At 41.4% G+C, this 25,297-nt stretch carries 26 protein-coding genes and 1 tRNA gene; 16 read left to right on the top strand and 11 right to left on the bottom strand.

Translation table 11 applies throughout. The features are described 5' to 3' along the window. The first annotated feature begins 1 nt into the window (after window position 1). From VMW78_02835 to VMW78_02820, 4 genes are all read left to right on the top strand, one after another. Window positions 2-847 carry a CheR family methyltransferase gene (locus tag VMW78_02835; GenBank protein HUV49944.1) on the top strand — a complete coding sequence of 282 codons (846 nt, stop codon included), beginning with the start codon at window positions 2-4 and terminating at the stop codon, window positions 845-847. 4 nt (window positions 848-851) lie between these two features. Beyond that, on the top strand, window positions 852-1,442 hold the full coding sequence (locus VMW78_02830; GenBank protein ID HUV49943.1) for a chemotaxis protein CheD: 591 nt from the start codon (window positions 852-854) through the stop codon (window positions 1,440-1,442). 3 nt (window positions 1,443-1,445) lie between these two features. Beyond that, window positions 1,446-2,489, top strand: a complete 1,044-nt coding sequence (locus VMW78_02825; GenBank protein ID HUV49942.1) for a chemotaxis response regulator protein-glutamate methylesterase — start codon at window positions 1,446-1,448, stop codon at window positions 2,487-2,489. A gap of 74 nt (window positions 2,490-2,563) precedes the next feature. Further along, a complete protein-coding gene (locus VMW78_02820; GenBank protein ID HUV49941.1) occupies window positions 2,564-3,475 on the top strand; it encodes a diguanylate cyclase in 912 nt (303 codons plus the stop codon). 29 nt (window positions 3,476-3,504) lie between these two features. On the opposite strand, the gene VMW78_02815 is transcribed toward VMW78_02820, so the two are convergent. After that, window positions 3,505-5,601 carry a 6-phosphofructokinase gene (locus VMW78_02815; GenBank protein HUV49940.1) on the bottom strand — a complete coding sequence of 699 codons (2,097 nt, stop codon included), beginning with the start codon at window positions 5,599-5,601 and terminating at the stop codon, window positions 3,505-3,507. A gap of 362 nt (window positions 5,602-5,963) precedes the next feature. Between VMW78_02815 and VMW78_02810 the strand changes: the two genes are divergently transcribed. Beyond that, window positions 5,964-7,292, top strand: coding sequence for an amidohydrolase (locus tag VMW78_02810; protein ID HUV49939.1), 1,329 nt, complete (start codon window positions 5,964-5,966; stop codon window positions 7,290-7,292). Between the two features lie 19 nt (window positions 7,293-7,311). Here VMW78_02810 and VMW78_02805 read toward each other — a convergent pair whose 3' ends face one another. Then, window positions 7,312-8,088 (bottom strand): TatD family hydrolase, encoded by a 777-nt coding sequence (locus VMW78_02805; GenBank protein ID HUV49938.1) that lies wholly within the window; start codon window positions 8,086-8,088, stop codon window positions 7,312-7,314. Then, complete coding sequence (locus VMW78_02800) at window positions 8,085-8,909, bottom strand: purine-nucleoside phosphorylase (GenBank protein ID HUV49937.1); 825 nt, start codon at window positions 8,907-8,909, stop codon at window positions 8,085-8,087. The genes VMW78_02805 and VMW78_02800 overlap by 4 nt, the downstream gene beginning before the upstream one ends. A 269-nt stretch (window positions 8,910-9,178) precedes the next feature. Here VMW78_02800 and VMW78_02795 point away from each other — a divergent pair, with 269 nt between their 5' ends. Then, complete coding sequence (locus VMW78_02795) at window positions 9,179-9,685, top strand: HNH endonuclease (GenBank protein ID HUV49936.1); 507 nt, start codon at window positions 9,179-9,181, stop codon at window positions 9,683-9,685. Between the two features lie 62 nt (window positions 9,686-9,747). Here the strand turns inward: VMW78_02795 and VMW78_02790 are convergent, their stop codons facing one another. From VMW78_02790 to VMW78_02775, 4 genes are all read right to left on the bottom strand, one after another. Continuing rightward, window positions 9,748-9,948 (bottom strand): cold shock domain-containing protein, encoded by a 201-nt coding sequence (locus tag VMW78_02790; GenBank protein HUV49935.1) that lies wholly within the window; start codon window positions 9,946-9,948, stop codon window positions 9,748-9,750. 112 nt (window positions 9,949-10,060) lie between these two features. Further along, entirely contained in the window at window positions 10,061-10,516 is a 456-nt protein-coding gene (gene smpB / locus VMW78_02785; GenBank protein HUV49934.1) for an SsrA-binding protein SmpB, read from the bottom strand. Between the two features lie 93 nt (window positions 10,517-10,609). Further along, on the bottom strand, window positions 10,610-12,379 hold the full coding sequence (gene ptsP, locus VMW78_02780) for a phosphoenolpyruvate--protein phosphotransferase (protein HUV49933.1): 1,770 nt from the start codon (window positions 12,377-12,379) through the stop codon (window positions 10,610-10,612). Between the two features lie 6 nt (window positions 12,380-12,385). Continuing rightward, window positions 12,386-12,658 carry an HPr family phosphocarrier protein gene (locus VMW78_02775; GenBank protein HUV49932.1) on the bottom strand — a complete coding sequence of 91 codons (273 nt, stop codon included), beginning with the start codon at window positions 12,656-12,658 and terminating at the stop codon, window positions 12,386-12,388. A gap of 352 nt (window positions 12,659-13,010) precedes the next feature. Between VMW78_02775 and VMW78_02770 the strand changes: the two genes are divergently transcribed. Continuing rightward, window positions 13,011-13,691: an outer membrane lipoprotein carrier protein LolA gene (locus tag VMW78_02770; GenBank protein HUV49931.1), complete on the top strand. Its 681-nt coding sequence runs from the start codon at window positions 13,011-13,013 to the stop codon at window positions 13,689-13,691. A 19-nt stretch (window positions 13,692-13,710) separates the two neighbouring features. Next, on the top strand, window positions 13,711-14,607 hold the full coding sequence (nadA, locus tag VMW78_02765) for a quinolinate synthase NadA (protein HUV49930.1): 897 nt from the start codon (window positions 13,711-13,713) through the stop codon (window positions 14,605-14,607). Here the strand turns inward: nadA and VMW78_02760 are convergent. The 3 genes from VMW78_02760 to radA are packed head-to-tail and all read right to left on the bottom strand — an operon-like array spanning window position 14,599 to window position 17,360. Beyond that, complete coding sequence (locus VMW78_02760; protein ID HUV49929.1) at window positions 14,599-15,336, bottom strand: YebC/PmpR family DNA-binding transcriptional regulator; 738 nt, start codon at window positions 15,334-15,336, stop codon at window positions 14,599-14,601. The two genes, nadA and VMW78_02760, sit on opposite strands and share 9 nt — an antisense overlap. A 9-nt stretch (window positions 15,337-15,345) precedes the next feature. Continuing rightward, window positions 15,346-15,975: an RlmE family RNA methyltransferase gene (locus VMW78_02755; GenBank protein HUV49928.1), complete on the bottom strand. Its 630-nt coding sequence runs from the start codon at window positions 15,973-15,975 to the stop codon at window positions 15,346-15,348. A gap of 17 nt (window positions 15,976-15,992) precedes the next feature. Then, a complete protein-coding gene (gene radA / locus VMW78_02750; GenBank protein ID HUV49927.1) occupies window positions 15,993-17,360 on the bottom strand; it encodes a DNA repair protein RadA in 1,368 nt (455 codons plus the stop codon). A 232-nt stretch (window positions 17,361-17,592) separates the two neighbouring features. Between radA and VMW78_02745 the strand changes: the two genes are divergently transcribed. From VMW78_02745 to VMW78_02710, 8 genes are all read left to right on the top strand, one after another. Next, a complete protein-coding gene (locus VMW78_02745) occupies window positions 17,593-18,405 on the top strand; it encodes a histidinol-phosphatase (protein HUV49926.1) in 813 nt (270 codons plus the stop codon). 69 nt (window positions 18,406-18,474) lie between these two features. Beyond that, complete coding sequence (locus tag VMW78_02740; GenBank protein HUV49925.1) at window positions 18,475-19,365, top strand: lytic murein transglycosylase; 891 nt, start codon at window positions 18,475-18,477, stop codon at window positions 19,363-19,365. Window positions 19,366-19,373: 8 nt separating this feature from the next. After that, window positions 19,374-19,586, top strand: coding sequence for a PLDc N-terminal domain-containing protein (locus VMW78_02735; protein ID HUV49924.1), 213 nt, complete (start codon window positions 19,374-19,376; stop codon window positions 19,584-19,586). Window positions 19,587-19,676: 90 nt separating this feature from the next. After that, window positions 19,677-19,751: transfer RNA gene (locus VMW78_02730), tRNA-Glu, on the top strand. Between the two features lie 419 nt (window positions 19,752-20,170). Beyond that, complete coding sequence (locus VMW78_02725) at window positions 20,171-21,166, top strand: radical SAM protein (protein ID HUV49923.1); 996 nt, start codon at window positions 20,171-20,173, stop codon at window positions 21,164-21,166. Between the two features lie 487 nt (window positions 21,167-21,653). Continuing rightward, window positions 21,654-22,709: a deoxyguanosinetriphosphate triphosphohydrolase gene (locus VMW78_02720; protein ID HUV49922.1), complete on the top strand. Its 1,056-nt coding sequence runs from the start codon at window positions 21,654-21,656 to the stop codon at window positions 22,707-22,709. A 133-nt stretch (window positions 22,710-22,842) separates the two neighbouring features. Continuing rightward, window positions 22,843-23,355, top strand: coding sequence for a hypothetical protein (locus tag VMW78_02715; protein HUV49921.1), 513 nt, complete (start codon window positions 22,843-22,845; stop codon window positions 23,353-23,355). Window positions 23,356-23,638: 283 nt separating this feature from the next. After that, window positions 23,639-24,421, top strand: a complete 783-nt coding sequence (locus tag VMW78_02710; GenBank protein ID HUV49920.1) for a YkgJ family cysteine cluster protein — start codon at window positions 23,639-23,641, stop codon at window positions 24,419-24,421. Between the two features lie 23 nt (window positions 24,422-24,444). Here the strand turns inward: VMW78_02710 and VMW78_02705 are convergent, their stop codons facing one another. Next, complete coding sequence (locus VMW78_02705; protein HUV49919.1) at window positions 24,445-25,260, bottom strand: SDR family oxidoreductase; 816 nt, start codon at window positions 25,258-25,260, stop codon at window positions 24,445-24,447. Between the last annotated feature and the right edge of the window lie 37 nt (window positions 25,261-25,297).

The raw sequence follows: 25,297 nt of genomic DNA, 5'->3' as shown, positions 1-25,297 counted from the left end.
CATGCCCCAGCATAAAATACTCCCGGAAATATCCGAAAAAGATTTTAATCTGTTCCGCAGCCTTGTGAAGAAGGAGGTGGGAATCTCCATCCGGCAAGGGAGGAGGCAGATGCTTGGCCTGAAGCTGTCTCGCCGGTTGCAACATATTGGCTTTTCATCTTATTCTGATTACTACCACTATCTCCTTAGACCCGAAGTGGCGAGAGAGTTGCGGCATCTGATCAACATCATTACTATTGACCAGACCGACTTTTTCAGAGGAAAGCAGCAACTTGAGCTTTTACACAAGCGCATTCTTCCAGAGATAGTTTGGCGAAAAATGGAAAAAAAACGTATCCGGATATGGTCTTCCGGGTGTTCCACCGGACAGGAGCCTTACAGTCTGATAATGCTTGTTTATGAAATGGCTAATGTGGATATATCCTGGGATATCAAGATGCTGGCCACTGATGTAAATACTTGTTCTCTGAAGATCGCTTACCTTGGGAAATATAGAGCCGATCAGGTTGCCGAAATTCCGCCGACTTATCTTGCAAAGTACTTTCGCAAGGAAAGGAGCGGCGGCGAGGATGTCTTTTGTATCAAAAAGAATTTGAAAGAAAGATTGATTTTCAGGCGACTCAATCTTTTGATGTCTGCAAACCTGCTTAAAGGGCCCATAGATATGATTTTTTGTCGCAATGTAATGATATACTTTGATTCTGCGACAAAGAAAAAAGTCACAGATCAATTCTATCACCTTCTTGAACCAAAAGGATACTTGTGTCTCGGTCTTTCCGAGTCGCTTTTAGGGATTGATGATCGCTTTGAACTAATAGAAAGAGCGATCTATCGTAAAAAAGGATAAGATTGTGCGGCGATTTTACAGCCAAAGGTATAAAAAAAGGGTGATTATTCTCGGCCCAGGAGAATATTTTGCTTCAAAAGATGGAGAAATCCTTTATACGGTTCTTGGGTCATGCATTGCCGTCTGTATTTACGATATTGAAAAAAAAATTGGGGGAATGAATCACTACCTTTTGCCCGGCATGATCCATCGGGATGAAATCCTTACATCAAAATTGGGGCGATATGGCATGTATGCAATGGAGCTTCTCATCGGAGAATTCATTAAATACGGGACAAGGAGAGAGAATCTTATAGCCAAGATATTTGGTGGTGGAAACGTTCTAAAATTCCGAAGAAGTGACGGTGATATAACAGGATCAAATATCCATTTTGCAAAAAAGTTCCTCGAACTGGAGGGAATACCTGTACAAAGTGAAGATTTAGGTGGATATTGCGGCAGAAAAATCCTCTTTTTTACAGACACGGCAAAAGTCTTGTTGAAACAGTTCGATGTGAAAAAAAATCAGAAAATTTTTGATAAGGAGAGGACATATAAGGGCATGGTCTTACACAAAAGACGGGCTGTGCCATCAGGGTCCGTTATTTTATTTTAGTATATGAAACCGATACGCGTACTTATTGTAGATGACTCTCCTATAGTGCAGTTGATTCTTAGGCGTATTCTTTCCGGAGAACCCGATATAGACATAGTGGGAGTTGCATCCGATCCGTTTGAGGCCAAGGATTTAATCATTGAGCATAAGCCTGATGTCATTACTCTCGATATTGAAATGCCTCGTATGGACGGCATCACCTTTTTAAAGCGCCTTATGAGCTACTCCCCTATTCCGGTGATCATGATCAGCTCTTATACTCGTAAGAACAGCATGAGAACCATGGAGGCTCTTGAAGCGGGGGCTGTTGATTTTGTAACCAAACCGTCTCAGGACGTAGAAAAAGGTTTTACGTCATTACGCGACGAAATAGTCAACAAGATCCGGGCTGCAAGGCAGGCTCAGGTCAAACCCCTTTTTTTGTGGCGTAAAACGCCGATAAAGATCGAAAAAGTACCACATTCAATTGCGCACAAACTCATTGCCATCGGAGCGTCCATTGGTGGACCTCAGGCCATTAATAAGCTCCTTTGCGGTATTTCTTTTCAGACTCTGGGTATTGTGATTGCGCAACACATGGCAGCACAATACACACTGGCCTTTGCACAGAGGCTCAACAGCCTCCTCCCTTTTGAGGTGCGGGAAGCACGTGACATGGACAGCGTAAATCAGGGCAGAGTCTTAATTGTACCCGGGGGAAGACATATGCGAGTGGTCCGGGATGGAGCTGGTTATATAATCCGGCTCGACAAAACCTCGTCCACACAACATCCCTTGATAAATGTAAGCCACTCGGTAGATGTGCTATTCCACTCGGTTGCGGAAAGCGCCGGTCCAAATGCGGTTGGCATAATATTGACCGGAATGGGAAATGATGGGGTTGACGGACTGGTTGCAATGAAAAAGGCGGGGGCTTATACTATTGCCCAGGACGAGGCGAGCTGTGTTGTTTTCGGGATGCCGCGAGCAGCCATTAAGCGGGGCATTGTGGATGCAGTTGCCTCTCCGGAAGATATCCCGGCTATTCTTCTCAACAATGTCAAGTAGTCGAGTGGTCGAGCAGGGAAATGGTCAAGTGCTTAACTACTCGACCGATTGCAAAGCAAAACAGGACTTAAGGTATGGCCAGCATTCTGATAATCGATGACAGCAAACTGATATTGCATGTAGCAAAGACTATCCTGAGCAAGAAAGGCCATCAGGTCCTTTCGGCCGAGGATGGAACTATAGGGTTGGAAATAGCCGCAAAGCAACATCCTGATTTGATTCTATTGGATCTGATCCTGCCAGGGATAGATGGATATGAGGTTTGTCAACGAATCAAGAAAGGGGATGCCACGTCGGAGATACCTGTTATAATGCTCACCTCCAAGTCTGAAGCAGCGGACAAGGTGCGCGGGCTGGAGATGGGGGCCTCAGACTATGTTACCAAGCCCTTTGACGAAGGGGAGCTGATAGCCAGAGTTAATATCCACCTGCAGATCAGGGAGCTTCACGAAAGCCTTAAAGAAAAAAATAGACAGCTTAAAGAAATGGCTAATCGTGATGGCCTGACAGGCCTGTACAATCACCGGTATTTTCAAGAAACTATCTCAAGGGATTTTCAAAAAGCCGCCCGTTACCACGAATCTCTTTCATGCGTGATGTTTGATATAGATCATTTCAAAAAATTCAACGATACTTATGGTCACCAGACCGGGGATATGGTCCTTAAAACACTTGGTGATTTAATCCGTGAATTAATACGGAATAGTGATCTGTCGGCCAGATATGGAGGAGAGGAGTTTGCTCTGCTTATGTATCATACTGAACCAAAGGAAGCCGTTATGCTTGCAGAGCGGCTGAGGAAGGCTGTAGCGCAGCATAAGTTTCAGGCAGACAGCCAAAATACGGTTCTGACAGTGACCATCAGCGTAGGAGTTGTCAGCTTTCCCCACCCGGAGATCGCTGATGCCAAGACCCTGATCAAATGCGCGGATAAGGCACTGTACAGGGCAAAAGAAGAGGGAAGGAATCGGGTCGTAGTTTTCTGAAGGGTTTCAAACACACCTTTTGCTATTGTTCAAAGGTCTCTGAGCGCATTCAAAACAAGTGTTATAGGCCTGTCCTCTTCACTTTTGCCGGTAAAACGTATGGGGCCCGGTCTTCTATAGTGATCTTCGCCAGGTTCTGCTGCCAGCCATTTTTCTTCAAATGCCTTTACAACCTTAAATGCCGTGGAGTTTACATCAACCACGCTTTTTTCAAGCACTAAGACCAGCTTCCCTTTTCTTTCTTCAAGGTGCATCAGAGACGCAATCGGAATCCCGATAGGCTCCCATCTGGAAAAATCCATTTCCAGGTTCTTTATCGCCGCCATCTGGCCGGTTGCGCCATTGGCTATAAGGCTGAAAACGGTCAGCCCAAGGTTGTATGTATAAATACAGTCAAATCTGGTCGGATCATTCCCTCTGCCGTCATAACCGTAAAAGTGGACCTGGGTTTTGAATTTTGGGACCGACTTTTTGAATATTTTTTCAACACAACCCGGGATATTTTCGTTTTCCGTTATAGCCCCTTCATTTATAAGCACCTTGTTAAGGGTTTTAACAGATATTATAGACTCCTTAACCAGCAAAAACATGCTGCTATCATCATAGTTTCTAAACAGGATACGGCCGAAAAAATCAGGGTTAAACCCCTCCTTGTTTAGTATGTCTGTGTAATATGCTCTTTCAATTCCTATCTTATAAACTCCATTTTCTTTAAGAATATTCAGATAGTCGGTTACCAGCTCCATTATGATCTTGTCTGTCTCAACCAGAGAAAACTGGAAATTGCCGTGGCTGTCTCTTTCCGTAAGAAGCCCTCTCTGGAAAAATTCAGGGATATCATCGAAAAGATCATCATCACGTGTATTCCATATAGTAAAAGAGCTGTCCTCACGTGAACGCCTGGCCAGTCTCCGCAGGTACTCAAGTTTATCCCTGAGCATGGGAAAATCAGAATGAAAATCAATATCGTGCTTTTTGTTATATTCAGCGATAATTGTATTTAATTTGATTATAAACACCTGTATTTCATCAATAAATTCTAAAATCCCCTCCGGTATTACAATTACGCCGTAATTTTTTCCAACAGCTGATCTTCTTACTATACCATCGCAAATCAACCTGGAAAGATGCCGAAGTGTCATTCCATAAGCGCTGTAATCCACGACTTTTTCTTTTTTTGCTTTTTCAAGCCGTTTTTTGTCTATGTAGTCGGCAAGCTCCTCACCGATAAGGGTTATGTTGGCGTGAGTCTGCAGGGCCACTTCAAGCGCCAGATGGCTTGCGACCCTGCCCATTACCTTGCAGATATGCCAGTATTTGACATCGGAACTGCAATCCGTGCACAGGTTGCTTATCTCGTTGGCAAAAGCCCTTGCAGCGGTATGAAAGCCGAACGATATTGCACATAAAATATTGCCGTCTATATCTTTGACCTGAATGTCGCCGTCAATTGTTTTGGGAACTCCGATAACCTGGAGGCCGTGGTCAAACATCTCCTGAGCCATAAATGCCGCATTTGTGTTTGAATCATCACCTCCAACTATTACAATGGCATCCAGATTAAGATCTTTACATGTCTCATTTGTAAGGGCCATCTTCTTTTTTGTGTCGATTTTTGTCCGGCCGGTCTTGATCATTGTAAAACCGCCCAGATTTCTGTAAGAATCAACGATGCTTTTCGTCAGCTCAATAGCTTCATTTTCAAGTATTCCATCCGGCCCAAGCAGGAAGCCGTATATTTTATTTTCCGGATTGGCCTTTTTTGCGGCATCAAAAAGCCCTGCTATAACATTATGTCCTCCTGGAGCCGGCCCCCCTGAAAATACGATTCCGATATTACGCTGTTTGCAATATTCCTGTTTTAAAGATTCATCCAGGGAATCAAGGCCGATAATGTTTTGCACTTTGTTGTTTATAATGTTCGGCAACTGTTTGCCGGCCTCCTTGTTGATTGAAAATTTAAAACAAGGATTATCCTCCAGCACAGTATATTTATGAGACAGAGCTTTACATACGGAAGGAACATATTTCCTTCTCTCAATTAACTCCTGGCTTATATTACCGGTAGCACTTTGCACTTCTGGATTCTTCAGTAAATCTTCAATATCCATGAAATCTTTTTCCATTGTAAAGATTCTCCAAAAAAGATGGTTTTATAAAAAAACTGTATTATAATAACCGCCTATCAATCTTTATGTCAAGATCAAATGGGGTACCCCATGTTATATCGCATCATAGCAAGAACTTAACTTATTAATTTTGTTAAATGCAGGTTTTGGCTGGATTGCTGATTTTCACCAAATTTGGATTCGGGCAAAAGCCCGTTAAGGAGCAGGTCAAGAAAAAAACATGACATGGTTTTATGGTTGATTTGGCAAAAGCCAGGAAAGATGTACCTATTAAAAAAATAATTGAGTTATAAAAAATGTTTGCAAACGACATAATTCCCTGCGATACGGATAGAACTCTAAAGGAGAACTTCAAAAAAATGACTGAAGTTGATATTATCATATCCAACGGACTGGCGCTTACGATGGATGAAAATGAAACTGTAATCGAAAACAGCGCTGTTGCAATTGACGGTGAAAATATCATTGCTGTCGGCAAATCCGAGGAAATAAAGGCAAAGTATATATCCAGAGAAAGCATAGATGCAACAAATCATCTGATTATGCCGGGGCTTATTAACAGCCACACACATGCGGCAATGACCTGCTTCAGGGGAATAGCCGACGACATTGAACTCATGGACTGGTTGAACAATTACATATTTCCTGCTGAGGCTAAAAATGTGAATGTAGAACTGGCCTTTTGGGGAAGTCTGCTGGCATGCGCAGAAATGATCAAATCTGGAACAACGACTTTCTGTGACATGTACATTTTTGAAGATGAAACAGCAAAGGCCGCAAAAGAGGCCGGCATGCGATGCCTTCTTGGAGAGGTTCTTTTTGATTTTCCGTCTCCCAACATTAAAACACCTGACCAAGGTTTGGAATATACCAGAATGCTCATTGAAAAATGGGCGGATGATCCGCTGGTCAACATCGTGGTTGAGCCACACTCATTATACACATGCTCTTCTTCCCTTCTTATAGATGCCAAGGCTTTGGCTGACCAGTACAACGTCCCGATTGCGACCCATTTTCTGGAAAACAAAGGAGAAGCAAAAGAGTTAAGAAAAAAATTGGGCAAAAGGGCAACTGATTTCCTGAAAGATATCAATTATCTTGATGAGCGTTTTATCGCCTTTCACTGCGTTTGCATGGATGAAGAGGATATAAAAATCTTTGCAGACAGTGGATGCAAGGTTGTTCATAATCCTGAAAGCAACATGAAGCTTGCTTCCGGTGTTGCTCCTGTATCCAGCATGTTAAACCATGGCATTGTCGTTGGACTTGGAACCGACGGATGCGCCAGCAATAATAATCTCGACATGCTGCAGGAGATGGACACGGCGGCCAAGCTTGAGAAGGTTGAACGTCTTGATCCAACAGTCATGTCTGCGCATACTGTTACACATATGGCGACCTGTAACGGAGCCCGGGTCCTTGGAATGGAGAATCTTGCAGGTTCTCTAAAAGCCGGGATGAAGGCGGATATCATTGCCATAGATTTGAACAAACCCCACCTTACCCCGATGTACAATCCCTATTCTCATCTTGTTTATGCTGTGAATGGATCTGATGTAACCACAGTTATTATAAACGGAAAAATTGTTATGAAAGACAGATGCCTTTTAACGATTAATGAAGCCGAAGTTATAAAAAGGGTAAAAAAGATTGCTCTCGGGATCAAAAAAAGCCTCGGGATCGGTTGATAAGGCTGCGAAACTTGAGTTATATATTAAACAGCCGGCAGCTGTTTTCCCATGTAGCGGATGCCAGATATTCCGGATCTTCCTTTCTTATTTCCGCCAGTTTAAGCAGAATAGACCTGACAAATGCCGGCTCATTCCGTTGTGTGCGATTTTTTTCCGGAGCAGGTGTTAGATATGGCGCATCTGTCTCGATTAGAATCTGTTCAACAGGAATTATAGGCGCCAGCTTGCGTAAATCAGCGCCACGCTTTTTTAGTGTCAAAACGCCTGTTATGCCGATATAAAGGCCGAGATTAATATACTGCTCAAGCTCCGCCCTGTTTCCGCTAAAACAGTGCACAACCCCTTTTCTCCCCTTTTTGTTATAAGTCCTAACTATTTCGAGCAGGCGGCCTTTGCTGTCTCTTTCATGGAAGATAACCGGAAGATTGTATCTGTCGGCAATCTCAAGCTGCCTTATAAACCATTTTTCCTGATCATCTTGTGGCGAATACATACGGTTAAAATCAAGGCCTATCTCACCCCATGCACAAATTCTGGGGTTTTCAGCAAGATTTATCAGGCACTTTAAGGTTGATTCAGAGCAGTGTTTTGCTTCGTGAGGATGAATGCCGACAGAGACATAAATATTGTTTATGGATTTTGCCAGCGCAACGGCTTTAATGGAACTTTCCTTGTCTGTTCCAACAATCATACATGCTGACACCCCGACATCATGCGCGCGTTTAATAACTGCATCAAGATCTTTATCATACGCCCTGTCGTTAAGATGGCAGTGGCTGTCAAATAGTTTCATGTTAGATTCTCAATTACATTGCTTACGATTGATGCAAGCTTTAAAGAAGATTTCTCTGCCACGGCAATTATTTCTTCAATTGTTGATTCAACAGGACTGTCAGGATCATGAACATTGGTTATTATCGATAATCCCAGCACCTTTATACCGGCATGTACGGCCGAAATTACCTCATGGACAGTTGAAAAGCCGACGGCTTCTGCCCCTATAGTTCTTAAAAAACACACTTCAGCAGGTGTTTCGAGACTTGGGCCTGTCAGACCGGCATAAACACCTTTTTGCAGACAGATTCCATTGTTTTTTCCGGCCTTCTCAGCGATTGAAACAAGCTGTTTATCGTATGCCCGTGTCATGTCAGGGAACCTTATGCCCCAGGTCTCTTCGTTCCGCCCTATCAGAGGGTTAGAGCCTGTAAGATTAAGATGGTCAACGATAATCATAATATCGCCGGCTTTAAACAGAGGGTTTATGCCTCCGGATGCATTGGAAAGAATCAGTGTTTTAACGCCGAGCTCCTGCATCACCCTTATCGGAAAGATAACATCAGCCGGAGAGTATCCTTCATAGAGATGAAGCCGTCCCTGCATGGCGATAATCTGCCTGCCATGCATACTGCCTATGAGAAGTCTTCCAAAATGGCTTTCAACAGTTGAAATCGGGAAATGTGGAATATCTTTGTATGCAAATGAGGCGTCTATATCCAGCGATTCTGCGCTTTCTCCATGACCGGTCCCTGTAAGAATTCCTATTTCAGAAGGTTTCTTAATATGTGTTTTTAAAAAAGATGCTGTTTCAATAGCTTTTTCTCTATAATTTTTCATTTTCAAAAACCTCAATAAGTTATATTTTCTGGTTTCGCACCCTTGATTTCTATCAAAGTCAAGGCAGTAAAGGAGTCAAATTTATTTTGGCCCTTACTGTGGCGTACAGGCTCTTTATCGCCTTGACTGATTTTTATACCCTTAGTATCGGCGCTTAAGCAATTACCAAATAAAATTAGTTGACTATTGATTGATATATACAATATTTTATCGGCAAAGACACAACACTCAATCTGTTTATAACAGCCTTTACAGAAAGGTGGGACAAAATGGTTCAATGTGTTTTGCTTAATGCAGATTACTCATTTTTAAATGTGATAACCTGGAAACGAGCGATGTGTCTTGTGGTAAAGAGCAAGGTTCAAGTATTAAAGTATTCTAAAAAAATTGTCAGAACCGCTGAAGGAACTTTAATAAAAATCCCTGCTGTTATGAAGCTGGTAAAGATTATTAGAACCCTGTATAGAAGTAGAGTGCCTTTCAGCAAAAAGAATATTCTTATAAGAGACGGGTTTAGATGCGCCTATTGCGGCAATGATAAAGAAAAACTGACAATTGACCATATTATCCCTAAATCAATAGGCGGTAAAACTTCATTTGAGAACTGCGTTTCTTCCTGTAAACACTGCAACAATAAAAAAGGCGGCCAAACACCAAAACAGGCTAATATGTATCTCAAAATTAAGGCCTGTCAACCAACTATTGCGGAATTCCTGAGGCTAAAAGTCAGAAATCTCGGCATTAATGATCTACTAAAAGATTTTGGGATCTATTAAATAAAAAAAGCATCCCGCTTTAAATAAACGGGATGCCCTTGATCAATGCATTTATTTAAGAACTAAACCTTAGTTACGTTCTTCGCGGACGGTCCTCGATCGCCTTCTTCCACATCAAAAGTTACCTTGTCGCCTTCAGAAAGAGTTCTGAAGCCAGACGTGTTGATAGCTGAGTGGTGAACAAATATATCCCCACCCTCTTCCTGCTCAATAAAACCAAATCCCTTTTTATCACTAAACCATTTTACAATTCCGTTAGCCAAAACACTAATCTCCTTCTTAAAACTGTTAATGTTCTTTGCCTCAGGCCAGCGCTTTGAGACCTGCCAAGCAGATAAATTTCCTTTTTTAATAAAACATGTTTATCAAAAATTGTCAAGCCTTTTCCCCCCTATCAAGCTCCCTTTTTTCATCACGCTTTTTAATGGTCTCACGCTTGTCATATTTGCGTTTGCCTTTGGCAAGGGCTAAGCTTATTTTGACTTTTCCGTTTTTAAAATAAACCTTTAGCGGTATCAGGGAAAAACCCATTTCATTTACCTTACCATAAAGCTTTTTAATCTCATGCTTATGCAAAAGCAGTTTTCTGCGCCTTAAAGGTTCATGATTTTCATAACTGGCATAGGGATAGGGACCAATATGCATTTGGCAAACAAAAACCTCGTCACCTATAATTTTGGCATATGAATCTTGCAAGTTAGCCCGGCCAAGTCTGAGCGATTTGACTTCAGTACCAAGCAGAACCATTCCTGCCTCGTATGTATCCTCAATATAATAATTATACCTGGCCTTCCTGTTTTCTGTAACTATTTTGTTATGTTTGTTTTCCATATTAGTAACCGTTCACGGTTGTCGGTTCACAGTTCACAGTTTTTTCAACCGTGAACCGATAACTGTAAACCGTGAACAGTTACCCAGATTATGCTATTCGTGGTAGATTTTATCATAAAGAATGCTGCCATATCTATCCTGCACTAATTTCATTATAGCGGTGGCCGAGGTTTGTTTAAGAACATCCTGCATAAAGAGCTTGACCTCCCCTATGTTAAGCGATCTTACCATGCTCTTTACAGCAGGTATTGATTGAGGGTTCATGCTCAATTCATCCAAACCCAAACCTAAAAGTATAGGCATGTAGATCGGGTCACTGGCCATCTCACCGCACATAAAGACCTTTATCCCTTTTTCACGCGCCACATCGGCAACATGTTTAATCGCACGTATAATAGCGGGATGAAGCGGATTATAAAGATAGGCGACCCTGCTGTTCCCCCTGTCTATCGCCAGTGAATACTGAATAAGATCGTTTGTCCCTATGCTGAAAAAATCAACATTTTCTGCCAGCACATCCGCCATGGTCACAGCCGAAGGGACCTCTATCATTATCCCAACCTCAATATCTCTGTTAAAGACCGCTCCTTCTTTATCCAGGGAATCAGCAACTTCGCTTAAAATCCTTTTTGTTTCGCAGACCTCATCATAGCTTGATATCATGGGGATCAGGATTCTGACATTGCCATATGCGGCAACCCTTAATATTGCTCTGATCTGAGTCTTGAAAACCTCAGGATTTTGCAGGCAATACCTGATTGCGCGAAGCCCAAGAGCAGGATTGGCCTCATCATGCTTGGAAAAATGGGCTATCGCGTTATCACCGTTTATATCAAGAGTGCGGATAGTCACAGGCTTTGGCGCTATTACCTCCACCACATCCATGTATTTATCAAACAGATCCTCTTCACTTGGAAAAACAGAACTGTTTAAATATTGAAATTCGGTTCTGTACAGACCGATACCGTCACCACCATGGTCGATAACGGAAACCACCTCCTCGGGCAGCTCAATATTGCCCATAACAGGCAGTTTAAATCCATCAGTTGTTTCAGCTATAAGATGGCTTTCCCTGGCAATGGCAACTCTGTATTCTGCATATTTGATTTTACGTTCTTCATACTTGAGCAGTGTCTCTTCTGTTGGATGAACGACTACTGTGCCGGTAGTGCCGTCAACTATAACCAGATCATCGTTTTGGATTATTCCTGTTGCCTGATCAAGCCCTAAAATAGCCGGTATTTCAAGAGTCCGGGCGATTATACCGGTATGTGATGACTTTCCTCCACGATTGGTAACAAAGCCTTTAATTTTTTCCAATTGTATCTGGCTGGTCTCAGCAGGTGAAAGATCATGGGCGATAAGTATGACCCTCTTGCAAATATCAGCGATATTGACCGCTTCCGCGCCGATCAGATTTTTCATTACACGGTCGGACACCTGCACGATGTCTGCGGCCCTTTCCTTTAAATAAGGATCAGACATATTTTGAAACATCGATTTCAAGCTTGACACCACCTTCTTCAGAGCCCATTCCGCATTTATCCCTTCATCTTCAATGGTTTCAATTGTTTTGCCATACAGCATCTTGTCCTTTAGTATCACGATATGGGTCTCGAGAATATAACTCTGCTGGCGCAAATCTTCATTGGAATTTTTAATAATTACCCTGAGTTCATCATTTGCTTTCTTTACGGCGGCCTTGAAACGCTTTACCTCACGCCGCAGGTTCTCTTTTTCGATAAAATATTTCCTGACGACATTGACCCCTTCTTTATCGACCAAATAAGCCTTTCCTATACATATGCCCGGAGAGGCCCCTATCCCATTTAAAATTAGCTCAACTGCATTTGTATCCAGCATAAAAACTTATTCCCCAAAACCCTTTTTTGCCAGGTCAATAATTTCATTTAAGATATTAATGTCCGACTCTTTGTCAATTGCTAAAGTTATTTTTGATCCTTTTGAACATCCAAGGGAAAGAATATCAATAATGCTTGATGCATCCACCCGTTCTTTTCCCCTTATAAGCCACACTTTTGAGTTGGCATTTTGTGCAAGTTTTGCTATTTTTGCAGCAGACCTTGCATGAAGGCCAAATTCATTGATAACAACCACATCCTTTGAAAGTGTATGTGACAAGGTTTACCACAGATAAATATTTTATGATATTAGACGGAATTGAAAAAGGCCAAAATAAAACACAAAACGACTTTATAAAAGGAACCTTTGAAAAATGCTTCCCGCTAAAAGCGGAATTTAAGTTAAAGAAAGGCTAAAATATTAACCATTCGAATATATTGAGTATTTCGAGGCTTAAAATTCTCAAAAGAAACCTTGTATAAAGCCGCCGATTAATTACCAATATATAAAATTTTATCAATATACAAAATATTTGTCAATCCAGAATCATAAACACCCAGGTCAATTAGTTGTCAAAGGTTTTGATTAAAGAGCGTTGCATGGCCGGACCTAATTTGTTATGGAAAGAGATATGAAATATTTAAAGATAATAATTATAGTCGGTTGTTTGGTCTTTGTTTTGTTCAATCCGCAAGCGGCTGAATGCAAAGACAGGTCTCATCCGCTTAATCTGTCGCTGGATGAAATCATTAACAGGATCGAAAACAGATATGCTGCAAAAGGGTTTTCGGCAAATTTTTCTCAAGAGTCGACCATCAAGGCAATTGACATTACAGATACCGCATCTGGAAATCTTTTTGTCAAGGCCCCGGGTATGATGAGGTGGGAATATGAAAAGCCGGACCAACAGCTCATAATTACAAACGGCAAAAGATTGTGGGTTTACAGGCAGGATGACAACCAGGTTATGGTCGGAACATCCCCTTATTTTTTTGGAAGCGGCAAAGGGGGCGGTTTTCTTTCAGATATGAAAATTATAAGGGAAAAATTTAATATTGCGCTGGATGATAAAAGAACCGGCCAATACTATATTTTAAAACTTATACCCAAAGAAAAAACATTTGATATCTCCCTGATATACCTCTCGATCTCAATAAATACCTTTGATGTTGTTCAAATAACGACATATAATTCATATAATGATGAAACAAAAATTTATCTTAAAAATATTGAGTTTAAAAAACATATCGATGACTCAATGTTTTATTTTGAAATTCCTGAAGGAGCTGATATCCTGCAACTTGACGAATAGCGGATAGGTGGTATTAAAGATGAAGGAAAAGATAAAAAGTCTGCTGAAAAAAAGAAAAGCAATCATGCTGGCGCACAATTATCAGCCGCCGGAAATTCAGGATCTTGCCGATCTTTGCGGAGATTCTCTTGAGCTCAGCATAAAGGCATCCATGACCGATGCCGAGGTTATCCTCTTTTGCGGCGTGACCTTTATGGCTGAGACAGCTTCAGTGCTGTCTCCTGAAAAGAGGGTTCTTTTACCCCGCAAGGACGCGGGCTGTCCAATGGCCGACATGGTAACGCCGGCACAACTTAAATCAAGACTTGCCGGACTTCCTCCCATGCCGGTTGTAACCTATGTAAATTCATCAGTATCTGTCAAGGCCATGTCAACCATCTGCTGCACATCGGCAAATGCCGTCGAGGTTGTAAACAGTCTGGAAGCAAAAGAGATACTTATGGTTCCTGACCGGAACCTGGCCCAATATACAGCTTCGAAAACAAATAAAAAAATACATCTGTGGGATGGATACTGCCCGTTCCACGACAGCCTTACACCTGAAGATGTTCAAAAAGCAAAAAAGATGCATCCGGACGCCCTTTTTATAGCACATCCCGAATGCAGGCCGGAGGTTCTTGAGCTTGCCGATGCTATTGCAAGCACTTCAGGGATGATTAGATATGCTGGGGAGTCTGACAGCCTGTCCTTTATTGTGGGCACGGAAATAGGGATGCTTTATCCATTAAAAAAGGCAAATCCAGGCAAAGAGTTTTATCCGGCTTCAAAGAATATGCTGTGTGATGACATGAAAAAAATTTCCCTTGATGATATTGTAAGGTCTCTTGAAACCATGGACGGAGAGGTTAAGGTGCCTGAGGATATCAGACTGCCTGCATTAAAGGCGGTTCAAAGAATGATAGACCTGTCAAACTAATTCGTCGGGAATATCGGCATTGGTGTAAACCTTTTGCACATCATCACAATCTTCGAGTGTTTCCATCAATTTGATCATCTGCTCTGCCTCCTTTCCTTTAAGTTCAAGCATTGTCTGTGGAAGCATGGTGATTTCCGCCACTACATAAGGAATCGATGCATTATCCATAGCTGTTTTTACAGCTTCAAAATCATCCGGTTCCGTAATGATTTCAAAACTATTATTATCTTCCCTCACATCTTCTGCGCCAGCCTCAATGGCTGTTTCCATCAGCTTGTCCCCATCAACCACTTTCTTCTCAACATCAATATATCCCTTGCTGTTAAACATCCAGGACACACATCCATTTTCACCGAGATTTCCGCCGCATTTATTGAAAATATGACGGATGTCGGCAACTGCCCTGTTTTTATTGTCTGTAAGCGCTTCAATCAGCACGGCAGCTCCTCCAGGTCCATATCCTTCATAATTTGACTCTTCATAATTTACACCTTCAAGTTCGCCGGTCCCCTTTTTGATTGCTCTTTCAATATTATCTTTCGGCATATTTTCACTTTTCGCCGCCAGAATAGCTGTTCTCAGCCTGGGATTGCTGGAAGGGTCCCCTCCCCCTCCTGTGCGGGCAGAGAGGGTAATTTCCTTGATGAGTTTGGTAAAAACCTTACCCCTCTTTGCATCTGTAGCCCCTTTTTTATGCTTTATGGAAGACCATTTGCTATGTCCCGACATTTTCTCCTCCTATTTTTTCTCAAATCCGATAATATATATTTCTTTGCTTGATTTTTTGCTGCTTTGCGGCTTAAAAATTTTGTGTTTATTAAAATTTAATTTAACTGAATCTATAAATTCTTTAAAATCCTCTCCCTGGAAAATCTTGCAAATAAATGATCCTCCGTCAACCAACAGATCTTTAGCGATCCTTAAGGCGGCCTGGCAGAGATTAAAAGACCTTGCGGCATCAACATTCTTATTGCCGGTAGTATCCGGCGCCATGTCGCTCATTACGATGTTAAAATCTTTCCCCACAGCTTTTAGCTTTTCATCCTTTTCATCTTTTCCATCAACAGACAGCATATCGCCGACATAAGTTCTGGTATTGGCCGGAAGTTTTAATAATACCGACTTTGACAAAGGTTTTAAGTCGATTCCCACTATCTCTCCCTTTTCCCCAGCCAAATCTGCTGCATAAAGCAGCCAGGAGCCTGGAAAACATCCAAGATCAAGAATCCTGTCCCCTTTTTTTATTATTTTATATTTTTGCTGTATTTCTTTAAGCTTGTAAACAGATCTTGCTGGGAATTGTTCCTTCTTTGCCTGCTGCGAATAATGATCTTCCCACTTGTTATGTTTTGATTTTGAGTTTTGCATGTTTTTTATGACGCCACCTAAAATAATGCTTCAATCCCTTCTGATATCGATGATATTCCGATAAGCTCTATTCCCTTTATTCCGCTCATCCGTTTAAGATTGCCTGCCGGCACAATGCATCTTTTAAAGCCCATCTTTTTTGCTTCCACAACCCTGATTTCAACATGACCTATGGCTCTTACTTCACCTGTCAAACCAACTTCGCCAAGAACAATGGTAGCGTCGGGAATCGGTCTGTCTAAAAAGCTTGATGCAATGGAGGCAACTATCCCCATGTCGATTGCAGGCTCGTCAACCTTAACCCCTCCGGCAACATTCATAAAGATGTCGTGCCCCATTAAATGCAAGCCCAATTTTTTTTCTATCACGGCTGCAAGCAATGCAACCCTGTTGCTGTCAAGGCCGAGAATGGTCCTTCGAGGATTTCCAAAGCTTGTGCTGCTGGCAAGGGCCTGCAATTCAACAAGTATCGGCCTTGTGCCTTCTATGCTTGCTGTAACCGCCGATCCCGGCACATTCTTGGGACGCTCGGAAAGAAATATCGCCGAAGGGTTGGCAACCTCCTCCAACCCTTTCTCATTCATCTCAAACACGCCGATTTCGTTGGTTGATCCAAACCTGTTTTTTACAGCCCGTAAAATTCTGAATATATGGTTCCTGTCCCCTTCAAAGTAAAGAACCGTATCAACCATATGTTCCAAAAGCCTTGGTCCCGCTATTGCGCCGTCCTTTGTCACATGCCCTACAAGAAATATCGGAATCCCTGTTTTTTTAGCCATATGCATAAGCCGAACCGTAGATTCTCTGACCTGGCTCACACTGCCAGGAGCAGATGTAAGATCCGGGCTGAACATTGTCTGGATAGAATCGATAACAAGAACATCAGGTTTTACAGATTCAATCATCGACAGGATGGATTCAATATCTATTTCAGAAACAACCAGTAAATTATGTGATCCTGTAGAAAGCCTCTCGCTGCGTATCCTTACCTGCCTGATCGATTCCTCACCGGAAATATAAAGCGTTTTATGACCCTGGTTTGCAAGGCCGTGCAAAATCTGAAGCATAAGTGTGGACTTGCCGATTCCAGGATCTCCTCCTATCAGTACAAGAGTCCCGGGAACAAGACCTCCGCCCAGCACACGGTCAAATTCCGTAATGCCGGTTAAAAGCCGGTATTCTTTTTCAAGCTCAATAGAATCAATGGGAACAGGTACAGTACCGGAATATGATATGCCTGACTTTGTTCTACGGGCGGGCCCTGCGGCCTGAGCCTCTTCGACAAAGGTTTGCCACTGTCCGCAGTCAGGGCATTTCCCAAGCCATTTAGGGGCCTGATATCCGCATGACTGGCAACAAAAGACTGTTTTTACATTTTTTTTCATTAATTCGACTTTCTACGAATTTAACTATAGATGGCTAAGTAAAAAGGTTCATATACAAGGCGTAGTAATTTTTTAGGGCCGAAGGCATACATATAGTATGTCGAGGATCTGAAAAATTACTACAACGCAGTAGATGGGACTTTTGCGACGCCATCATTATTGTTTGACATTTTATTACATACCATGCCATTTTAATTCAATCAAAAAATGCTCTCGCACATATAATAAAGAAATGATCGATTATCACGTCCATACAAAACTTTGCAACCACGCCAAAGGTCCCATGGAAGCATATATACAAAAAGCCGTTGCCATCGGTTTAAAGGAGATATGCTTTCTGGATCACCTTACAATGCACGAATACGGAAAAAGACTTTCAATGAGCCCGGAAGAAGTTCCCTTATATTTTCAGATCGTGCAACAATTAAAGCATAAATACAGCGGCGTTATTAAAGTTAAGGCCGGGCTTGAACTGGATTTTACTCAGGAACATACCGATTTTTTCCAAAAGATTGTGGATACCTATTCATTTGATGTAATAGGAAGCTCATTGCATTTTCTCGGCAAGATGGACATAGTCACACGCAAGTCCGAGTGGAAACAGGGCAAACTGGATATCGATTATGTATACAGGCTTTACTTTTCCCAACTTGAAAAGATGCTGGATTACAACTATTTTGATGTTGTATGCCACATCGACCTTGTGAAAAAATTCGGATGGAACCCATCGATATCTTTTGATAAAACATTTGATAAAATATTATCAAAAATAAAAAGCAAGGATTTAACCGTTGAGGTAAATACAAGCGGATATGAATATCCGGCCAATGAAACATTTCCATCCATGGAAATTATTAATAAATGCCATGAATTAGGGATAAACATTACTGTTGGATCAGATGCACATAATCCGGAAAGCGTGGGACAACACTATGACAGGGTGCTGCCGATGCTGGTTTCAGCAGGATACAGGCGGTTATCCACATTTACAAAGCGAAAGCGGAAAATGATTCAGTTGGAATCTTCAATTCGTAAAAAAACGTAACGGTTCAGCCATTAAAGCACAAAGACACAAATCTGAACTATTACCAATTACTTAATTTGGAAATTGATTTTGAGTATTAAAATAACCCGTTGCAACTGTTTTATTTTTATTTGCCTTATGGCTTTGCAGCTTTTTTTGCCGTCCCAGACTCCGGCAGGTGCAAATAAAAAAGCCGATTATTTTAATGCATTACAAAAGAGGCTTATAGAAGACGGTTTTAACAAAAACAAAATCAATGCGCTCTATGCCAGGCACGGGGTCTATTTTGACACAAAAGGGGTTTCCCTTTTTTTCAGTCACAGCGAAGGCGAATTAAATTACGATCAGTTTCTTTCAAAAGGGTCGATTAAAAATGCAAAACAATATCTTAAAAAACACATGGCAGCCTTTGATGGTGCGGGAAAGACATATTCTGTAGACAAAGAAATTATTACTGCAATAATACTGGTCGAAACCAGGCTCGGAACCTGTCTGGGGGGAAGATCCATATTAAACACTCTTTCAACCATGGCATCCCTGAAAGACCCGCATGTAAAAAATATGTTATGGAGCAAAATTTCAGATTCATCCTCTTTTATCTCTTTTACAAGGGATGAGTTTGATAAAAAGGCTGAAAAGAAATCAACGTGGGCATATTCTGAGCTAAAAGATTTTCTCAAATATTCAAGCAGGGAAAAGATCGACCCGTTGTCTGTTTCCGGATCATATGCAGGCGCAATCGGCATTTCTCAATTTATGCCCAGCAATATACTTGCGCATGCAAAAGACGGCAACAGGGACGGCTGTGTAGACCTGTTTAATCATACCGACGCCATAGTAAGCATCGCAAGCTACCTGCAACATTATGGCTGGCGGGCCGGAATAGACGACGAAAAAGCTTATAAAATACTGCTGAGCTATAATTACAGCAAATATTACGCAAATATTATTTTAAAAATCGCCAAACTTTTGAAAGGTTGAAACCTGTTTTGAAAACAACCATTGCATTCATTGGAATAAGCATACCTTTTTTTTTAATGACCATGTGGGCAATTGTCGATGTCGCACTGAAAGATTTCGGCTCTGTAAAAAAGAAGGCTCTCTGGGGAGTTATAGCATTCATCCCTTTTATCGGCTTTATTATCTATCTTATCTTTGGATTTAGAAAAGGGAAAAAGTCGGAAACACCCGGTATTCTATAAAAGAGATCTTTGGGAAATGCTTTTTAAATAATATTTGACAAAATTGTCTAAGTTCAATACTTATCACCACAAAGAGACACTTCAATAAATGGTCCCATCGTCTAGCGGTTAGGACATCGGCCTCTCACGCCGGCAACAGGGGTTCAATTCCCCTTGGGATCACCACAAAAAACCCGTTCCCCGAAGAAAAGCAGAACGCTTAGCCGACAAATTCAAATCTAATATCCTATCCTTAATTTTTTTCATATAGAGGGGATATTATCTAAACAATTTGTCCTGTCAGGTAAAATTATTGTCAGCGTACTATACTGTAACCCGGCCTTCGCCACCACAACGTTTTAATGTGTGAAAAATATCCTGAATCCTTCAAATTGACGAAAGAATAAAAACCGCCCTTCAGATAACAAATTGAAACTCTTTAAAATTTGTGATATGCAAACCTACCTGCATGAGAATTGTCTGAATCATGGTTTGCGCAGTTGGCAAGCTGTACGAACTTTAAAACATCTGGTGAGATATCCTTCAAGGATTATAGGATGTCCCGAAACTCGTACTTTGAAATTTCAGGAGACGAAAAAAAGCAGATGAAAAAAACGGTTTCATTTTCAAAAAATTCGGTAAATATTTTTTTCCATATTCTCACAAATTGCAACCTTAGGTGCCGGCACTGCTATATAAATCCCGAGCAGCACGGAACAAATATCCTTCAGATAGCAACCATAGAGGCATGGATGGAGGCATTTGCGAGGAAAAGCAACAAGGCAAATATCATATTTTTAGGCGGAGAGCCAACATTACACAAGGACTTAGGGCTTGCTATAAAAAAGGCAAAAAAGCTTGGTTATAATTCCATTACAGTTGATACAAACGGGTATCTGTTTAATAATATCCTTTCAAAGGTTAAGCCAAATGAGGTGGATTATTTTAGTTTCAGCCTTGACGGCGCAACCAGGCAGACAAATGATATGCTCAGGGGCAAAGGATCGTATGATCAATGTATCGCCGGCATTAGAGAGGCTGTTTCAGCAGGTTTTGCCGCAAGCCTTATATATACGGTAAGCAGCGCAAACATACATGAGCTGAACATGATGGCCCAGCTTATTAAAGATCTTGGGATAGAAAGGTTTTTCATACAGGTACTCGGCATCAGGGGCAAACCCGCCAAAACCAGTGATAAGGGGCTACGGATTCCCATATCCGAATGGTTAAGCGTAGTTCCTGATTCAGCGGAAAAGATTGCCGATCTCGGCATAACCGTTGCATACCCAAAAGTTTTTTTGCGCCCTGAAGAACAGTTTGAATGCGCGGGCCAGGTTGCAGAAAATTATTTTATATTCCCCAACGGCAGGGTATACAGGTGCCCTTTGTGTGAAGACTATCCTTTGCACAGCATGATTTTTAAGGACAATAAACTGCTGAAAACAGGCAAGATCAATGAAAATGATTTTTTTGGGCTGAAGATCCCGGAAGGTTGTGTAATGAACAGGGTTATACAGCCTGAAAATTTAAAATATAAAGCAGACGGAGCCCCTGAATATAAAATTGCATGCTGTTTGCTGAAAGAGGAGATAAGCATCTAATGAGTGTGTGAATTTTGTTCTTGTTGACATCAAAAGTATCAAACTCGGGCCGCCCCGTGACCTTGGGATCAGATGTCGATCTGCAGAAGACACATTCTTGGGGCAGTTCTTGCTCGCGCTGCCACTCACGCATAGTGTCTGAGATGTTGATCGCTCCGCTGCGTAACGCTTTCACGACGGCAATCTCTTGAAAACATTGCTTAACAAATTCACGAAAATCTCCCCTCAATACCAATTTACGGTATTTTGGAGCCCATACCAAATGGTATCTGGTATCATAAACCGCATGACTGGTTCTTCTGATCGCCATGCAAGTAGTTTAATCTATTTTTGATCATTTTAAAAGGACCCGCCATAACCGTAAAGAAATAATTATGATTTAAATTTAATCACAATTAGAGCTTGATTGCAGATAGTTTGTTACATAAGATTAAAATGTTACCTTTGGCTTGATTTTGGCGCATAAAATTAATATAAGTATATTATTATGTCTATTCGGGAAGATTTTGAAAAACGCGAAAAAAGCTTTATACCTTCATATGGCTGCCTGAGTTCCAATTCAAAGGGGAGGATGAAAAAAGAAAAACCCTGCCCTATCCGCACCGTTTTTCAGCGGGACAGAGACCGCATTATTTACTCAAATGCTTTCAGACGGTTAAAACACAAAACCCAGGTTTTTTTGTCCCCTTTGGGCGATCATTACAGAACACGCCTTACACATACACTGGAAGTAGCGGAAATTTCAAGAACAATAGCAAGGGCTATGCGGTTGAACGAAGATCTGGCCGAAGCCATCGCCCTTGGGCATGACCTCGGGCATACACCTTTCGGACATGGCGGTGAAGCAGCTTTAAAAGAGATCTATTCGCAGGATTTTTCTCACAATGAGCAGAGCCTTCGAGTTGTTGATGTATTGGAAAACAACGGCAAGGGTCTTAATTTGACCTACGAGGTTCGTGACGGGATATTAAAGCATTCAAAGGGTTACGGGTCGATTCTCTCCAATGACCCGGAAGATTGTGCTTCAACCGTTGAAGGGAGAATATTACGGGTTGCCGATATAATCGCATATTTAAACCATGATCTTGATGATGCGATACGCAGCGGTGTTATCAGCTCGAAACAGGTGCCTGAATCATGTTTAAGGGTTATCGGGAGGAGCCATTCAGAGCGTGCCAATACCATGATAAGGGATATTATTAATTCAAGCAAGGTTGTTAATGGTGAGTTATGCATACTCATTAGCGATGAGCTGTTTTCAGCCATGACCACATTAAGAGAGTTCCTTTATGAGAACGTATATCGTTCACCACAGGTCCATAATGAATTTGTTAAGGCAAAGAAGATATTAACAGACCTTTACACATATTTTTTAAGAAATGAAAAAACACTCAAAATAAAGCTTGAAGAAATGGAAATGTTAGCCTGCTACAACAGCGAACAGCCCAGAGAAAGGATAGTTTGCGATTTTATTGCCAGCATGACCGACAGATATGCTCTAAATCTTTATGAGGAAATCTTTTTCCCCATGCCTATTGTCTGACGAATCCGATTTTTTACGAAACCATTTTTTTTGAGTCTTTGAGTATATGGTGTTTATGTTGCTGAAAAAAGTAAAAGCTCAATATAATAAATACCCACTTTTTTTAGACAGGTTAAAGGTGATTTATGAGGTAATGGATCAAAAATACAAAGAGGCTGCCGGTTACTATGGATTTCATTGCCAGGGCTGTCACGACAATTGCTGCCTCACCCGTTTTTATCATTATACTCTTTTAGAATACCTTTATATTTTAGAGGGATACAATACACTTGGGCAGGACCGGCAAATTGAAACAAGAAACAGGGCGCTTGAAGTATGTGGGAAAACCGATGAGGCTGACGAAAAAGGAATGAAGGTGCGGTTGATGTGCCCACTTAATTTTGACGACATGTGTATATTATATAATTATCGTCCAATGATATGCAGATTACACGGCATTCCACACGAACTTCAAAGGGGCGGTCAAAATGTAATTCATAGCCCGGGATGCGATGTCTTTGCAGAACAAAACAGAGAAAAAAGCTACTTCAGGTTTGACAGGACACCTTTTTATATAAAGATGGCTGAACTGGAAAATAAGCTGAAACATGCGGCAGGCATTAATCAAAAGTTGAAAATGACCGTAGCGGAAATGTTAATATTGTAAATCATGGTAATATTTTGATGAACTCGTAAAAAGTCAAAAAGTTCTCTTTCCCGTCATTCCGGTAGATCCCGGATCAGGTCCGGGAGGAATCCAGTAAATTCAATGCGTTCTGGATGCCGGATCAAGTCCGGCATGACGATTTCGAGACTTTTTACGAAGCCGTCATGTTTTAGCGCTTTGAAAAAATCTGACAGGATAAACAAAATTTTGTTTCAAGTGAACAAAAAAAAGGTTTTGATGTTTTAATCCTGAATATCCTGTTAATCCTGTCAAAAAAGTCTATATGAAATATGTTGATATTGATAATTTGGATAAATTGTCCGGCAAAAGGCTTGAAAATAATGATACCTTTTCGTTTCATTGCCATCCTGAGCTTTCCTGCTTTAATAAATGCTGCCGCAATATAAATCTTTTTTTATATCCATACGATGTAATCAGGCTCAAAAAATGTCTTGGTATTACTTCAGATGAATTCATTGATAAATATGTAGATGTTGTTTTGCGGGATTCAAATTTTTTCCCGGAAGCGCTTCTTCGCATGTCGGACAATACAGACATGACATGCCCCTTTTTGACTGAATCAGGCTGCCTGGTTTATCCTGACCGTCCTGATACATGCCGCACATTTCCTGTTGAACAGGGGCTTATGTTTGATGCTAAAAACAAAGGGTCAAAGCCGGTCTATTTTTTCAGGCCTCCGGATTTCTGTATGGGACAGCATGAAAGCAAAAAATGGACAACAGCAGCATGGTCTGTAGATCAGGATGCTGTTGAATATAACAAAATGACTTCGCTGTGGGCAGAGTTAAAGAGTCTGTTCCAGACCGATCCCTGGCAGGGCGAAGGGCCGGACAGCCCCAGAGGGAAAATGGCCTTTATGGCCACATACAATATTGACAGGTTTCGCGATTTTGTATTTAACAGCACCTTTCTTAAAAGATACAAGGTAAAATCGGAAATTCTTAAAAAAATCAAGAAAGATGACGTGGAACTGATGAAGATGGGTTTCAGGTGGGTAAAACTTTACATATGGGGGATTAAAACTAAATATATCACTCAAAGATAGTGTTAGGTGTTAACACCTAAATTCTATACCACCCCTTTTGGCATAGGCATAACCTTTTCACTTCCAAGCGTATAGCCTCCATCAAGCTTAATTATGCTTCCCGTCATAAACGAAGCATCTTTAATTATAAATTTCACAGCCTTAACCACATCATCAATAGCGCCGGTTCGTGCAAGCAGGGTGTGGTCAATGAGCGATTGTTTTTGCTTTTCTGAAAGCAGCCCCCAGCCTCTGGTTTTATCCCCATGACGTGTTTCAACTATGCCCAGCATGATTTCATTAACACGTACCTGCGGCGCCCCGATTCGAGCCCATGTTTCCGTAAGAAGTGATACTGCCCTGTTTGCCGCTGCATATCCGTCGTTGAATATATAACCGGCAGGACCCGACCGCCCAACAATTCCTGCAATGGAAGAAAGGTTTATGACAATCCCGTTTCCTGATGCTTTAAGATAGGGAAGGGCTGAATCAAAGACCCACCATTTTGCACGAAGCGTAGTAGCCATTTCCATGTCCCACTGCTCTTGCACATACGATCCGTGGACAATGGGCCATCCTCCGCGTTCAATATTATTTATCAGAATGTCCAGACGCCCGAAATGGTCCACTGCTTTTCTGATAAACCCTGGAATTTTATTGGTATTAAGCAGATTTGTCTTTATAATCAGATGATCTGTGCCTGTTTTTGCAAGATCTTTCTTTAATTCATCAAGACTGTTTTCCCAGTCATAATAGTTTAAGACAACCTTTACCCCTTCATTTGCAAGTGCAAGGCCGATCCCCTTACCAATGCCTTTTATGGCTCCAAGAACAATGGCTACTTTGTTATTAAGTTCCATATGATATCTGTTCCATATTTTTACCACAAAGATCACG

The sequence above is a fragment of the Anaerolineae bacterium genome (assembly GCA_035529315.1).
Lineage (GTDB): Bacteria > Desulfobacterota > Desulfobacteria > Desulfobacterales > ETH-SRB1 > Desulfaltia.
Note: the sequence above shows the minus strand (reverse complement) of the source record. Positions and strands in the feature narration are given on the sequence as shown.

Coding starts and splice junctions, on each gene's coding strand:
- VMW78_02745 (HUV49926.1), top strand. CDS start 17,593: ATGATCGATTATCACGTCCATACAAAACTTTGCAACCACGCCAAAGGT.
- VMW78_02720 (HUV49922.1), top strand. CDS start 21,654: ATGTCTATTCGGGAAGATTTTGAAAAACGCGAAAAAAGCTTTATACCT.
- radA (HUV49927.1), bottom strand. CDS start 17,360: ATGAAAAAAAATGTAAAAACAGTCTTTTGTTGCCAGTCATGCGGATAT.
- VMW78_02810 (HUV49939.1), top strand. CDS start 5,964: ATGACTGAAGTTGATATTATCATATCCAACGGACTGGCGCTTACGATG.
- VMW78_02825 (HUV49942.1), top strand. CDS start 1,446: ATGAAACCGATACGCGTACTTATTGTAGATGACTCTCCTATAGTGCAG.
- VMW78_02705 (HUV49919.1), bottom strand. CDS start 25,260: ATGGAACTTAATAACAAAGTAGCCATTGTTCTTGGAGCCATAAAAGGC.
- VMW78_02760 (HUV49929.1), bottom strand. CDS start 15,336: ATGTCGGGACATAGCAAATGGTCTTCCATAAAGCATAAAAAAGGGGCT.
- VMW78_02795 (HUV49936.1), top strand. CDS start 9,179: ATGGTTCAATGTGTTTTGCTTAATGCAGATTACTCATTTTTAAATGTG.
- nadA (HUV49930.1), top strand. CDS start 13,711: ATGAAGGAAAAGATAAAAAGTCTGCTGAAAAAAAGAAAAGCAATCATG.
- VMW78_02715 (HUV49921.1), top strand. CDS start 22,843: ATGGATCAAAAATACAAAGAGGCTGCCGGTTACTATGGATTTCATTGC.
- VMW78_02725 (HUV49923.1), top strand. CDS start 20,171: ATGAAAAAAACGGTTTCATTTTCAAAAAATTCGGTAAATATTTTTTTC.
- VMW78_02755 (HUV49928.1), bottom strand. CDS start 15,975: ATGCAAAACTCAAAATCAAAACATAACAAGTGGGAAGATCATTATTCG.
- VMW78_02820 (HUV49941.1), top strand. CDS start 2,564: ATGGCCAGCATTCTGATAATCGATGACAGCAAACTGATATTGCATGTA.
- VMW78_02835 (HUV49944.1), top strand. CDS start 2: ATGCCCCAGCATAAAATACTCCCGGAAATATCCGAAAAAGATTTTAAT.
- VMW78_02815 (HUV49940.1), bottom strand. CDS start 5,601: ATGGAAAAAGATTTCATGGATATTGAAGATTTACTGAAGAATCCAGAA.
- VMW78_02770 (HUV49931.1), top strand. CDS start 13,011: ATGAAATATTTAAAGATAATAATTATAGTCGGTTGTTTGGTCTTTGTT.
- ptsP (HUV49933.1), bottom strand. CDS start 12,379: ATGCTGGATACAAATGCAGTTGAGCTAATTTTAAATGGGATAGGGGCC.
- VMW78_02800 (HUV49937.1), bottom strand. CDS start 8,909: ATGAAAAATTATAGAGAAAAAGCTATTGAAACAGCATCTTTTTTAAAA.
- VMW78_02805 (HUV49938.1), bottom strand. CDS start 8,088: ATGAAACTATTTGACAGCCACTGCCATCTTAACGACAGGGCGTATGAT.
- smpB (HUV49934.1), bottom strand. CDS start 10,516: ATGGAAAACAAACATAACAAAATAGTTACAGAAAACAGGAAGGCCAGG.
- VMW78_02710 (HUV49920.1), top strand. CDS start 23,639: ATGAAATATGTTGATATTGATAATTTGGATAAATTGTCCGGCAAAAGG.